This window comes from Streptomyces sp. NPDC107454, assembly GCF_055582885.1.
In genome coordinates, this window is sequence record NZ_JBVJPA010000029.1 from 52691 (window position 1) to 65506 (window position 12816).

Genomic DNA, 12816 nt, shown 5'->3' on the forward strand with positions numbered 1-12816 from the left:
TCCCCTGAAGTCGAATAATCGGCCGAATGCTGGCAAGGTGGGCGCATGGTTGATCGGGGAGCGAGCGCCCTGTCACTCCCGGACGACTGGCCCGCCCACCCGGATCCGATCCTGGCGCTCAACCGCATGGGCAGTTTCGACTGGGACCTGGACTCCGGTCTGATGCAGATGGACGCCCAGGCCCACGAAGTCTTCGACGTGCGTCCCGAGGAGTACGACGGCCGCCCCGAGAGCCTGTCCCTGCGGGTGCCCGCGACCGAGGGCATCCGTCTCGACACGCTGGTCTCGCACGCCCTCAAGGACGGCAGCGAGAACTACGGCGCCTACTTCCGCATCCGCTGCCGCGACGGCTCACTGCGCTGGACCCACACCCAGGGCTACATCCGCCGCGACGGGACGGGCCGGCCGCGCCGGATCATCGGCATCGTCCGCGACGCCACGCAGGAACTCGGCGAGAGCGCGGCGCGCCGCGAACAGGCGGCCCAGGACGAGGCGCGGCGCCAGCAGACGAACGTCGTGCAGATCACCACGGCCGCCCTCGCCCACGCCCGCACCGTCCAGGACGTCATCGACGTCCTCAAGGACTCCCACGGCCTCACCCATCTCGGCGCGACGAGCCTGGTCATGGGCCTGGTCGAGGCCGGACGCATACGGCTGGTCGCCGAGGGCCCCGAGGGCAGCTTCGTCCCCGGCACCATGGTCACCCGCATCGACGAGCAGTACCCGATGAGCGAGGTCGTACGCACCCTCGCCCCGCGCTTCATCGACTCGCCCGAGGACTTCGCCGACTCGTATCCGCTGCTGTGGCCGCACATCACCGACCTCAAGATCACCTCGGCCGCCTACCTGCCGCTCATCGCGCAGGCCCGCCCCATCGGCGCGATGGGACTGCTCTACAACGACCGGCGCGGCTTCTCCTCGGAGGAGCGCAACGTCCTCGTCGCGCTCGGCAGCAGCATCGCCCAGAGCCTTCAGCGGGCCATGTTCTACGAGCAGGAGAAGGACCTCGCGCAGGGCCTTCAGCAGGCCATGCTGCCGCGCTCCATACCGAGCGTGCCCGGCGCCGACATCGCCGTCCGCTACCGATCCGCCTCCCTCGGCCGGGACATCGGCGGCGACTGGTACGACGTGATCCCGCTGCCCGGCGGTCGCGTCGGCGCCGTCATCGGGGACGTCCAGGGCCACGACACCCACGCCGCCGCCGTCATGGGCCAGTTGCGGATCGTGCTGCGGGCCTACGCCGCCGAGGGGCACACCCCCGCCACCGTGATGGCCCGCGCCTCGGTCTTCCTGCACGAACTCGACACCGACCGCTTCGCGACCTGCCTGTACGCGGAGGCCGACCTGTCCACCGGAGTCGTCCAGCTGGTGCGGGCCGGCCACATCGACCCGGTGATCCGGCAGAACGACGGCACCTGCCGCCGACCGTCCGTCACAGGGGGCCTGCCGCTCGGCCTGTCCGCCCTGTTCGGGCGCCTCGAATACCCCGTCGACACGGTCGAACTGGACCCCGGGCAGACCCTGGTGCTGTGCACCGACGGCCTGGTCGAGCAGCCCGGCGTCGACCTCGACGAGGGCATGCACACCCTCATGGAGCTGATCCGCTCGGGCCCGGACGACGTACGCGACCTCGCCGACCGGCTCATCGACGTGGCCGAGGAACGCGGCGGCGACGACGACGTGGCCCTGCTGGCGCTACGCCGCCGGGGCCCCGGGCCCCAGCAGTCCGGCGGACGGCTCCAGCAGCATGTCGCGCCCGGCGACCCCGAGGCGCTCACCGAGGCCCGGCACATGATCCGGGCCGCGGTCCGCGCCTGGGGCGGGGAAGAGCGCGCCGACGATGTCGAACTGGTCGCCGACGAGCTGATCACCAACGCCCTCATGCACACCGAAGGCGCCGCGATCGTCAACCTGCGGGTCCTCAGCGGCCCGGACCGCCGGCTGCGCGCGGAGGTCGAGGACTCCTCCAGCGCCCTGCCGCGCCGCCGCGAGGCTGGCGTGTCCGGTGTCTCCGGCCGCGGACTCCTCCTGGTCGACCGCCTCGCCGACGTCTGGGGCGTGGAGGCGCGCGGCGGCGGCAAGTGCGTGTGGTGCGAGTTCCTGGTACCGGAACGGGACTGACCGGGTGCCGCGGGGGACCCGGCCGCCGTCGCCTCAGGAGGTGGGCGGTTCGGCTGGTGCTGTCGGTGGGGGGTGGCACTCTGGAGCCATGCCGGAACTGCCAGAGGTCGAAGCGCTCAAGGACTTCCTGGCCGACCATCTCGTCGGCCGCGAGGTCGTGCGCGTGCTGCCCGTCGCCATCAGCGTCCTGAAGACCTACGACCCGCCCGTGACCGCCTTCGAGGGCCGCGAGGTGACCGCCGTGCGCCGACACGGCAAGTTCCTCGACATCGAGGCCGACGGACTCCACTTCGTGACGCACCTGGCCCGCGCGGGCTGGCTGCACTGGAGGGACACGCTGCCCGACGGCCCGCCCCGCCCCGGGAAGGGCCCGCTCGCGCTGCGTGTCGCCCTGGAGACCGGTGAGGGCTTCGACCTCACCGAGGCCGGCACACAGAAGAGACTCGCGGTGTACGTCGTCCGGGACCCGGCGGAGATCCCCGGCGTGGCCCGCCTCGGCCCGGACCCGCTCGCCGCCGACTTCGACGAGGCACGGTTCGCCCGGCTGCTCGCGGATGAGCGCCGCCAGCTCAAGGGCGCACTCCGGGACCAGAGCCTGATCGCCGGCGTGGGGAACGCGTACAGCGACGAGATCCTGCACGCCGCCGGGATGTCCCCCTTCAAGCTGGCCGCCTCACTGACCCCCGAGGAGACGACCCGTCTCTACGAGGCGCTGCGCTCCACGCTGAGCGACGCGGTGGAGCGCTCCCACGGGCTGGCCGCGGGGCGCCTCAAGGCGGAGAAGAAGAGCGGGCTGCGGGTGCACGGCAGAACGGGTGAGCCCTGCCCGGTGTGCGGCGACACCATCCGCGAGGTCTCCTTCAGCGACTCCTCGCTGCAGTACTGCCCGACCTGCCAGACGGGAGGCAAGCCACTCGCGGACCGCCGGTTGTCCCGGCTGCTCAAATAGTCCGGGAGCAGCGGGGAACAGCCCGGGATCAGTGGGGCGTGACGGTCACCAGGTGCTTGCCGTCGGTCGTACGCACCTCGAACCGGCTGATCTCGTCGGACTTGAGCGCGGCGCCGCCCTGCAGGGTGGTCGACTCGCCGTTGTGCGCGGGCACCATCCAACTCGTCACCGTCTGCTGAGAACCGTCCTTGCCGATGGCGACGAGCTGACAGGGGCGCGGGCCCCCGGCGTCCTTGACCTCGACCTGGACCTGGCTGCCCCAGATACGGTCCGCGGTGGTGACCTTGGCCCATACGCCGGTCTGCGCGTCCGTCGACGCGACCGCCGCCGTCTCGGACCCGGAACCGTGCGACGTGACCATCGCGATCGACGGACCGCCCACCGCGAGCACCACGGCGGCGGCCACCGCGTACAACCAGCGCCTGCGCCCGGCCCGGTGCCGGGTCGCCACCTCACTGAGGAGTTTGTCCATCAGGCGCGGCCCGGGGGCGGCGAAGGGGTGCACGGAGCGCGGGGTGGCGTGCCGGTACAGCATCAGCTGCCGCGTGGCGGGCCTGAACTCACTCACGTGCGCCGCGCACTGGGGGCACTCCATGAGGTGATCCTCGAAGCGGAACGCCTCCGCCTCGTCCAGCACGCCGAGCGCATAGGCGCCGACGTCGCGATGCCGTTCCAGGGACCTCATACCGAATACCGAATCCTCGTGGCGATGGTGCGGGGGTGGGAGTGGTGTTGCTGTTGCCCACGGGTACGCACCAGACCGTCGAATCACTCAAGACTCGTTCGGAATCGCGGCCAAGACATTCGGAGCGGGCGGGCTCGCGGATTGGTGCGAGCCCGAAAAAAGTTGTGCGGAAAACTTGTTTGGCGGAGTGCGGAGCCCTGAACAGGGGTTACCGGCGGTCCACCCGGTCGTGACGATCAGAAGAGATGGATCGCCAGATGTCCCAGGGGCAGACCCAGCCGCCAGGCCGGTGTCCACACCTTCGGACCGTCGTCCTCGCCCGGGATCGGGCCGCCGCCGGGCACGGCGTCCAGGTCCGGGGCGAGCAGTTCGGTCTCCTCCAGCCAGCGCCAGGCCGCCGTCGCCAGCTCCAGGTCCGGGGCGGGGCCGCCGGACTCGACGGCCTCGGCCGAGCGCCGCGCCATGTGCTCGCGCACCCAGTCCTGCCACGGCTGGTCGTACGCCGTCAGCGAGAGCCAGGTCTCCAACTGCGAGACGACCCGGATGCCCGAGAGCTCGCCTTCGGTGTCGGAGAGGAAGATGGTCAGTGCCAGGGCGTCACGCCCGGCGCGGAACTCGAAGGACGTGGGCGGCATCAGGTCGCCGGTCCGCAGCAGCTCGTCGGCGATGTACTCGGCGTACAACCACGCCATGGGGACGGTGAGTTCCCCACCGCCGGTGCCGTCCGTGCTCTCTTGGCCTCTGTGCAGCATCCCTTCCTGCCTTCCTCCGGTTTGCGTGCGCGTCGCCCGATCCCGAGCCCTTGGGGGTTTCCCCCCAATCCGGAACACGGATGAGGACAGCTGATTGCTCAACCATGGTCCTCAGCAAGGCGCTTTACGGAGGTTTGACTCGGCCTTCGGTTTCACCGCAGGTCGGCCGCGTATCCCGGAAGAACCCGGCGCAGGGCGCGCAGCGCGTAGTACGCACGAGACTTCACGGTACCGGGCGGAATCCCGAGCGCCGCGGCGGCCTCCGCCACACTCGCCCCCTGGAAGTACACGAGCACCAGGACTTCACGATGCTCGGGAGTGAGTGTCTTCACAGCCTCCCGCACATCGAGCGTCGCCGCCGACCTTTCGGCGTGATCCGCGCAGACCCGCGCGCTTTCCAGCACCGCGTCCCCGACCTCCGGCGGACGCGCCTGGCGGGCCCGCCGCGCATCGATCGCGAGCCGGCGTCCCACGGTGAGCAGCCAGGGGCGTACGGAGTCGAAGTCGTCGGCGCGCAGCGCCTCGGGGTGCTGCCAGGCGCGGACGAGCGTCTCCTGCAGCAGATCCTCGGCGCGTTGGCGGTCGCCGTCGGAGAGTCGCAGGAGCAGGGCGAAGAGGGGCCGGCCGTGCTCGCGCTGCAGCGCGGCCAACTCGTGTTCGGCGGTCGTCTTGGTGGTGGTTCCGGCCGTCATGGCGTGTATGCCAGCGGGTGCCGCTCCGCTGGGACAGGCCCGGGGCACGGGTCTGCGGTGGGCGGTCGATGCCGTCGGTGAACGGCGCGGTGAACGGTTCAGCGGGGCCCGGTGGCGCCCCGACGGGCGGTTCCCCGGGGGCCGGACGGGCTACGGATGCGCGTCGCTTCTTGACTCCACCCCTTCGATTGGGTGGATTTGCCTCACTTCCTACTTAAATATGACTGCATCGGGGCTGGGCATGATCACACGTAGTCGACTGGCCGCCATCGCTCTCGCGGCCGTACTTGTCGTGGGCGCCGGCTGCCGGGCCGACCAGGAGCCGTCGGCCCGGAGCACCGGGCACCCCGGCGCGCCCCTCACCCCCCACGGCTTCACCCTCGTCGCCTCCGGCGACGTGCTGGCGCACACCTCGGTCACCGAGCGGGCGAACGCCGACGCGGGCGGCAGAGGGTACGACTTCCTGCCGATGTTCGAAGGGGTGAAACCCCTGGTCTCCGGCGCCGACCTGGCGATCTGTCACATGGAGACCGTGTACGGATCCGACGGCGACCGCACCGGCAACCAGGCCTTCAAGATTCCACCGCAGGTCGCCGACGGGCTCGCGGCGACCGGGTACGACGCCTGCTCCACCGCCTCCGACCACTCCCTGGACGACGGCGCCGCGGGCGTACGGCGCACTCTGGACGCCCTCGACCTCGTCGGCGTACGGCACACGGGATCGGCGCGCACGGCGCAGGAGGCGTATGTGCCCACCCTCATGCGCGCGGGCAACGCGGTGGTCGCCCACCTCGCCTACACCTACGGCACGGACGGCTTCCTGATGCCCCAGGGGCAGCCGTGGAGCGTCAACCTCATCGACCGCGACCGGATCCTCGCGGACGCCCGGGCCGCCAGGAAGGCGGGCGCCGACGTGGTCGTCGTGTCCCTGCACTGGGGCACCGAATGGCAGGAACAGCCCAACACCCAGCAGATGACGCTGAGCCGGGAGCTCACCGCCTCGCGCACGGGCGGGCGGCCCGACATCGACCTGATCCTCGGCACACACGCGCGTGTCCCGCAGGCCTACGAGAAGGTCAACGGCACATGGGTCGTCTACGGGATGGGCGACCAGATCGCGGGCGAGATGTTCAACCGCCAAGGCCTCCAGGACTCCCGGGGCAACGAGAGCACCCTCGCCCGCTTCACCTTCGCCCCGCCCGCGCGCAAGGGAGACCGCTGGGAGGTCACGAAGGCGGAGTTCGTACCGCAGCTGTTCGACATCGACGCCGGGCGGGTCGTCGACATCAACGCGGCTCTGGCCCAGGGCGCCGACCTGGCCGGTGTACGCGACCGCATCCGTGACGTGGTGCTCAGCCGCGGCGCGGCCCACGACGGCCTGATGATGGCGCAGTAGGACCCACGGAGTTCACGGAGTCCATGGGGTCTATGGGACCCACGCGGCCTATGGGACCCGACGGGTCTATGGGACGACCGTGACCGGCCAGCGGCCCGCCTTCACCATCCGGATCGCCACCGACCCGATGATCCGGTGCCCCGCCTGCTCGGAGGCGCCGACCACCACGGCGTCCGCCTTCAGCTCGTCCGCCGCCGTCACCAGACCGTTGTAGGGATCGCCGCGGAAGGTGTGGAACTCCCAGCGCACCGCGAATATGTCCTTGACCTGCTCGGTGGCCTCCCGGATCTGTGCGATGAGGTCCTCGGCGATCCGGTCGGTCGTCTCGCCGACCGGCGCCCCGAGCGCCGCTCCCGCGGCCATGACGGGCTGCACGTACACGAGGGCGAGCAGCGCGTGCTGGCGCCTGGCCAGCCCGGCGGCGTAGGCCGCCGCGCGCAGCGACGAGTCCGAGCCGTCCACGCCGACGACGATGACCTTGGGACCGTCCGTGCCACGCTCGAACCGGTGCGAGGGTTGCTGTTCCGCCACACCACCGAGGCTATCGGAAGCCGCAGGTCGGGGGCAGGGCGGGCCCGCCGCGTCCCGCATGGGACGGAACGGGTGAAGTGTCCGCCCCCACGGCTCCCCACGGCCCGCCGGGACCCGCCACGACCGCCGTCCGCGCCGGCGACGAGTGGCATGACGCTCGACGGGCGCCCGCGGCCGGGGCTTCCTAGAGTCGACACCATGAGCACCACCGTGGAGGCCCGCGGACCGAGGGACGCCACGGGTCCCGTACCGCAGTCCCGGATCGGCTTCCTGAGCAAGGTGCCCGAAGGCTTCGCGGCCTTCTTCGGCGCCCTCTCGCTGCTGTGCGTCCTGCTGGCCTTCTTCGCCCCCGTGCGCCGGCTGCTGCACCCCGTCGTGGCCTTCCTCGACCTGTTGATCGTCCCGGTCAGCGCCAACCTCGCGTACGCCGTCTTCCTCTTCCTCCTCGCCGCCGCGACCGCCGCCCGCAAGAAGGTCGCCTGGTGGCTGGTCGTCGTCTACCTCGGCCTGCTGGTCTTCTTCGACATCGTGGGCCTGGCGATGGGCCTGTACGCCGAGTCACTGCCGTCCTTCGTCGCCTGCGGACTGCTGCTGGTGCTCCTGATCGTGGCGCGCCGCGAGTTCTACGCCGACTCCCGGCGCGGCGCCGTATGGCGCGCCCTGGCCGTACTGCTCGTCGGACTCGCCGTGGCGATCCTGGTCGGCTGGGGCCTGGTCGAGTGGTTCCCCGGCACACTGGCCTCGGGAGAACGGCTGCTGTGGGCGGCCAACCGGGTGTGCGGCGGACTGGTCCCCAGCAGCTCGTTCAGCGGGCGCCCGCCCCGCAAGCTCTTCTTCGTCCTCGGCCTCCTCGGCGCCCTCGCCCAGCTCAACGCCGTCGCCACCCTCTTCCGCTCCCAGCGCCTGGAGGCGGCCCTGCGCGGCGACGAGGAGGCCCGCATCCGCGCCCTCCTGCGGGCGTACGGCGCCGACGACTCCCTCGGTTACTTCGCCACCCGCCGCGACAAGGCCGTCGTCTTCTCACCCAGCGGCAAGGCCGCCGTCACCTACCGCGTCGAGGCCGGCGTCTGCCTGGCCAGCGGCGACCCCGTCGGCGACCGCGAGGCCTGGCCGCACGCCATCCAGGCCTGGCTCGACCTGGCCCGCCGCTACGCCTGGGCGCCCGCCGTCATGGGCGCCTCGGAGGACGGCGCCAAGGCCTTCGCGCGCGCCGGGCTCGGGGCGCTCGAACTCGGCGACGAGGCGATCCTGCACGTGGCCGGCTTCGACCTGGACGGCCACGACATGCGTGTCACCCGCCAGGCGGTGCACCGCGTACGGCGCACCGGCGCCACCTGCCGGGTGCGCCGCCACTCCGGCCTCACCGACGAGGAGATGGAGGAGCTCATCGACAGGGCCGACGCCTGGCGCGACACCGAGACCGAGCGCGGCTTCTCCATGGCGCTGGACCGGCTCGGGGACCCCACGGACGGCGACTGTCTGCTCGTCGAGGCGCTGACGCCCGAGGGCAAGCTCCTCGCGCTGCTGTCCTTCGTGCCCTGGGGCAAGGACGGCATCTCGCTCGACCTCATGCGCCGCGACCGCAGCGCCCCGAACGGCGTCATGGAGTTCATGGTCGCCGAGGTGTGCGCGGCGGCCGGGACGTTCGGCGTACGGCGCATCTCCCTCAACTTCGCGGTGTTCCGGTCGGTCTTCGAGGAGGGCGCCCGGATCGGTGCGGGGCCGGTGCTCCGGCTCTGGCGCGGTCTGCTGCTGTTCTTCTCCCGGTGGTGGCAGCTGGAGGCCCTCTACCGGTCCAACGCCAAGTTCCAGCCCGAGTGGTACCCCCGCTTCATCTGCTACGGCGACACCGGCTCCCTCGCCCGCATCGGGCTGGCGTCCGGCATCGCCGAGGGCTTCGTCTCCGTGCCCTCGCTGCGCAAGCTCTGGGGCAAGGGGCACCCGAGGAGCGGAGCCCAGCCCGCGAGCACCGCGGGCCTGCCCTCGCTGTCGGCCCTCGGCCTCGACGAGGGCGAGCAGGCGGCGGCCACCGATCCGGCCGCGGGCCTGCCCGAACAGATCCGTCTCCGGCACCGCACACTCGACCGGCTGCGCGCCGACGGAGTCGACCCCTACCCGGTGGGCGCCCCGTCCCGCACCCACACCCTCGCCGAGGTCCGCGCGGGACCGGCGGGACAGCACGTGAGCGTCGCCGGGCGCGTCGTCCTCGTACGGGACTTCGGCGGGATCGTGTTCGCCGTCCTGCGCGACTGGTCCGGCGATCTCCAGCTCGCCCTCACCCGGCTGGAGTCCGGCCCCGAGCTCCGGCGCTTCCGCCAGGACGTCGACATCGGCGACCACATCACCGCCGAGGGCCTCGTCGGCGTCAGCGACCTGGGCGAACCGACCGTCTTCGGCTCCTCCTGGCAGCTCACCGGCAAATGCCTGCGCCCGCTGCCCGACAAGCGCCGGGGCCTCGCCGACCCCGAGGCGAAGGTGCGCCGCCGCTATCTCGACCTGGTGTCCAGCCCCGACGCCCGCGAGGTCCTGCGCGCCCGCTCCACCGCCGTACAGGCGCTGCGCCAGGGCCTCCTGGACCGCGGCTATCTCGAGGTCGAGACGCCGATGCTCCAGCAGGTCCACGGCGGCGCCAACGCCCGCCCGTTCACCACTCACATCAACGCCTACGACCTGAACATGTACCTGCGCATCGCCCCCGAGCTCTACCTCAAGCGGCTGTGCGTGGGCGGCCTGGAGAAGGTCTTCGAGCTGGGACGCACCTTCCGCAACGAGGGCGTCTCCCACAAGCACAACCCCGAGTTCACCATGCTGGAGGCCTACCAGGCGTTCGCCGACTACGACGTGATGCTCGACCTCACCCGCGAACTGATCCAGGGCGCCGCGACCGCCGCCTTCGGTGCGCCCGTCGCCCGCAAGGACGGCACCGAGTACGACATCTCCGGTCCGTGGCCGGTCAAGACGGTGTACGGCGCGATCTCGGAGGCTCTGGGGGAGGAGGTGGACCCCGGCGCGTCCGTGCCGGACCTGCACCGGCTGTGCGACGGTGCGGGAGTGCCGTATCGGCCGGAGGACGGACAGGGTGACGTCGTACTGGAGATGTACGAACGGCTGGTCGAGGAGAAGACCCTGCTGCCCACGTTCTACAAGGACTTCCCGACCGACGTCTCCCCGCTCACCCGGCAGCACCGCACCGACCCGCGCCTCGCCGAGCGTTGGGACCTCGTCGCCTTCGGCATCGAACTGGGCACCGCCTACTCGGAGTTGACGGACCCCGTGGAGCAGCGGCGGCGGCTGACCGCGCAGTCGCTGCGGGCCGCCGGGGGAGATCCCGAGGCGATGGAGCTCGACGAGGACTTCCTCGACGCGCTGGAGTACGCGATGCCGCCGACCGGCGGGCTCGGCCTCGGCGTGGACCGGCTGGTCATGTTCCTCACGGGGCTGACGATTCGGGAGACATTGCCGTTCCCCCTGGTGCGTCGGCGCTGAGCTGGTCCCAACGGGTGCTTTCCTGAGTCCACACCGGTGTTGCTCAGCCGCGCCGCGCCTCCGTTGGGCGACTGATGGGTCATGCAAAAGGATCAGCTGCTCACGCGGCGCCGGGCGTTGATCGCCGGTGCCGCCGTTCTCGGGGCGGCGGGGGCGGCGGGCACGGCCCGCGTCCTCACCGCGGATCCGGCCGGAAGCCCGGTACGGGGCGCACCTGTGGCCGGGGGCCCGCAGGCACGTCAGGCGCTCAAGCCCTCCGCGTACCGCCTCGAGCCCATGACCGGATTCGCTCCGCCGCGCCGGACGCCCGGCAAGCCCGCCGTCCGGCGTGAGCCGATCATGCAGGTGAGCGGGCGCGGCCGCACGATGGTGCTGACCTTCGACGACGGACCCGATCCGCGCTACACCCCGAGCATTCTGCGCACCCTGCGCAAGCACGACGTACGGGCGACGTTCTTCGTCTGCGGGGAGATGGCCGTCGACAACAAGGACCTGCTGGCCGAGATGGCCGACGACGGGCACGTCGTCGGCAACCACACCTGGACGCACCCGTTGCTGACCGAGCTCAGCCGCTCCGAGATCCGCTCCGAGATCGCACGCACCAGCGACGTCATCGAGGACGCCTACGGCGAACGGCCCGTCTGGTTCCGCGCGCCCTACGGGGCCTGGAACCGGGCGACCTTCCAGATCGGCGCCGACCTCGGCATGGAACCGTTGGCCTGGACGGTCGACAGCCTCGACTGGACCACCCCGGGCACCGCCACCATCGTCGACCGGGTGGAAGAGGGCGCCGCCCCCGGCGTCGTCGTCCTCTCCCACGACGCGGGCGGCGACCGCTCCCAGACCGTCCGCGCCCTGCGCGAATACCTGCCCAAGCTCCTCGACTCCGACTACCACCTCACGGTGCCGCACCGCGAGGACTTCTGAGCGGGGAGCGGGCGCGGTCGTCCCCGACTCCGCCGACGGGCCCCGGAACACCGCCCGGGCCCGTCGGCGGGGAGTCTCAGCGGACCTCGACCAGGCGGGCGAACACGACGACGTTCCCGTCGTAGCCGTGCTGCTTGGAGAAACCGCCTCCGCAGGTGATGACCCGCAATTCCGGGGTGCCCTTGCTGCCGTACACCCGGTCACCGGGGAAGTTGTTCTTCGCGAATACGTCGACGCCGTAGATCTCGAATGTGGCCGTCTTCCCGTCCTTTCGCTGAACCTCGACCCGGTTTCCCTTCTTGAGGGAACCGAGGCCGTAGAAGACGGCCGGTCCCCGCATGTTGTCCACATGGCCCACGATCACGGACGTGCCCTTCTCGCCGGGCGACACCGCACCGGTGAACCAGCCCGCGAGATTGGCATTGTCGGGGGGCGGCGCGGCGACCCAGCCGGCCGAGTCGAGACCCACCGGTACGACCGGGGCATCCACCTGGATCGCCGGGATCCTGACCCGGTCCACCACGGAGTACGGCAACGCGGCGGGCCCGTTGGAGAAGGTGGCGACGGGCGTCCTGCTGTCCACTGCCGCCGCCGTCGCGGGCTGCGGAGGGCCCACGTCGAACTCACCGGAACCATTCCGAATGAGCGCGAGGCCGGTCAGCAGAACAAGCGCTATTACGCCCCACGGGGCGCGCTTCTTCTGCCGCTCCTCCTCTTCGGCCACCTCGGACGCAAACATTCGCAATCCCCTCTCGACACGGCCGTCGCCGCGTCCGTCGCGCATACCAGAACGCTAAGTGCAGCATGCCCGGCAGGCGACGGGGCGCGGGCGAACGGGTGTCGGGGCATCCGCGTGGTGAGCCATCCGAGTTGCCAAGGGCAGGAATTTTCTGACGGTCCGTGACCTGCGGCAATATCCGATTGTGTGGAAATCCTTCGGCGTGTCTTCTCACCAGGACGGACCATTCTCGAAATGCGTCCCTGTGCACCGCATCTGAGGGTCTGTATGGGAGGCGCTTTCTCGCCGATCGACCGGGGACGGTTCCCGGGGCGTCTTCCGCGGAGGATCACATGCGTACAACTCGTGCCCTGGCGGTCTCTGCCGCCGTGGTCGCCGCGGTGGGGCTCGCCGCCCCGATGGCGACGGCATCGAATGAACCGGGCAGCAATGAGTCGGGCAACAACGAGCCGAGCAACAGCGAGTCGAGCGGCAACGAGCGACTGGGCAACCCCGGAGGACCGGGCAATGGCACCGGGCTGGAGAGCGGCGGTGGGGT

At 71.2% G+C, this 12816-nt stretch carries 10 protein-coding genes; 5 read left to right on the top strand and 5 right to left on the bottom strand.

What is annotated here, in order from left to right:
• Positions 1-45: 45 nt before the first annotated feature.
• Positions 46-2121: a SpoIIE family protein phosphatase gene (locus ACZ69M_RS47030; protein ID WP_470059857.1), complete on the top strand. Its 2076-nt coding sequence runs from the start codon at positions 46-48 to the stop codon at positions 2119-2121.
• Between the two features lie 88 nt (positions 2122-2209).
• Entirely contained in the window at positions 2210-3070 is an 861-nt protein-coding gene (locus ACZ69M_RS47035; protein ID WP_470059858.1) for an Fpg/Nei family DNA glycosylase, read from the top strand.
• Between the two features lie 28 nt (positions 3071-3098).
• Here the strand turns inward: ACZ69M_RS47035 and ACZ69M_RS47040 are convergent, their stop codons facing one another.
• The 3 genes from ACZ69M_RS47040 to ACZ69M_RS47050 form a co-directional block, all read right to left on the bottom strand.
• Positions 3099-3755, bottom strand: coding sequence for an anti-sigma factor family protein (locus ACZ69M_RS47040; RefSeq protein WP_470059859.1), 657 nt, complete (start codon positions 3753-3755; stop codon positions 3099-3101).
• A 236-nt stretch (positions 3756-3991) separates the two neighbouring features.
• Positions 3992-4507, bottom strand: coding sequence for a hypothetical protein (locus ACZ69M_RS47045; RefSeq protein ID WP_470059860.1), 516 nt, complete (start codon positions 4505-4507; stop codon positions 3992-3994).
• A gap of 152 nt (positions 4508-4659) precedes the next feature.
• Positions 4660-5199, bottom strand: a complete 540-nt coding sequence (locus ACZ69M_RS47050; protein WP_060899753.1) for a sigma-70 family RNA polymerase sigma factor — start codon at positions 5197-5199, stop codon at positions 4660-4662.
• Between the two features lie 241 nt (positions 5200-5440).
• Between ACZ69M_RS47050 and ACZ69M_RS47055 the strand changes: the two genes are divergently transcribed.
• A complete protein-coding gene (locus ACZ69M_RS47055) occupies positions 5441-6595 on the top strand; it encodes a CapA family protein (RefSeq protein WP_470059861.1) in 1155 nt (384 codons plus the stop codon).
• Positions 6596-6661: 66 nt separating this feature from the next.
• Here ACZ69M_RS47055 and ACZ69M_RS47060 read toward each other — a convergent pair whose 3' ends face one another.
• Positions 6662-7126 carry a universal stress protein gene (locus ACZ69M_RS47060; protein WP_470059862.1) on the bottom strand — a complete coding sequence of 155 codons (465 nt, stop codon included), beginning with the start codon at positions 7124-7126 and terminating at the stop codon, positions 6662-6664.
• 198 nt (positions 7127-7324) lie between these two features.
• On the opposite strand from ACZ69M_RS47060, the gene lysX reads away from it, so the two are divergent.
• Positions 7325-10612: a bifunctional lysylphosphatidylglycerol synthetase/lysine--tRNA ligase LysX gene (lysX, locus tag ACZ69M_RS47065; protein WP_470059863.1), complete on the top strand. Its 3288-nt coding sequence runs from the start codon at positions 7325-7327 to the stop codon at positions 10610-10612.
• A gap of 81 nt (positions 10613-10693) precedes the next feature.
• Complete coding sequence (locus tag ACZ69M_RS47070) at positions 10694-11539, top strand: polysaccharide deacetylase family protein (RefSeq protein ID WP_470059864.1); 846 nt, start codon at positions 10694-10696, stop codon at positions 11537-11539.
• Between the two features lie 76 nt (positions 11540-11615).
• Here ACZ69M_RS47070 and ACZ69M_RS47075 read toward each other — a convergent pair whose 3' ends face one another.
• Entirely contained in the window at positions 11616-12278 is a 663-nt protein-coding gene (locus tag ACZ69M_RS47075; RefSeq protein ID WP_470059865.1) for a class F sortase, read from the bottom strand.
• Between the last annotated feature and the right edge of the window lie 538 nt (positions 12279-12816).

Bases quoted from the DNA above. Each gene is read 5' to 3' on its own strand.
- ACZ69M_RS47030 (WP_470059857.1), top strand. From the start codon at position 46: ATGGTTGATCGGGGAGCGAGCGCCCTGTCACTCCCGGACGACTGGCCC.
- ACZ69M_RS47035 (WP_470059858.1), top strand. From the start codon at position 2,210: ATGCCGGAACTGCCAGAGGTCGAAGCGCTCAAGGACTTCCTGGCCGAC.
- ACZ69M_RS47040 (WP_470059859.1), bottom strand. From the start codon at position 3,755: ATGAGGTCCCTGGAACGGCATCGCGACGTCGGCGCCTATGCGCTCGGC.
- ACZ69M_RS47045 (WP_470059860.1), bottom strand. From the start codon at position 4,507: ATGCTGCACAGAGGCCAAGAGAGCACGGACGGCACCGGCGGTGGGGAA.
- ACZ69M_RS47050 (WP_060899753.1), bottom strand. From the start codon at position 5,199: ATGACGGCCGGAACCACCACCAAGACGACCGCCGAACACGAGTTGGCC.
- ACZ69M_RS47055 (WP_470059861.1), top strand. From the start codon at position 5,441: ATGATCACACGTAGTCGACTGGCCGCCATCGCTCTCGCGGCCGTACTT.
- lysX (WP_470059863.1), top strand. From the start codon at position 7,325: ATGAGCACCACCGTGGAGGCCCGCGGACCGAGGGACGCCACGGGTCCC.
- ACZ69M_RS47070 (WP_470059864.1), top strand. From the start codon at position 10,694: ATGCAAAAGGATCAGCTGCTCACGCGGCGCCGGGCGTTGATCGCCGGT.
- ACZ69M_RS47075 (WP_470059865.1), bottom strand. From the start codon at position 12,278: ATGTTTGCGTCCGAGGTGGCCGAAGAGGAGGAGCGGCAGAAGAAGCGC.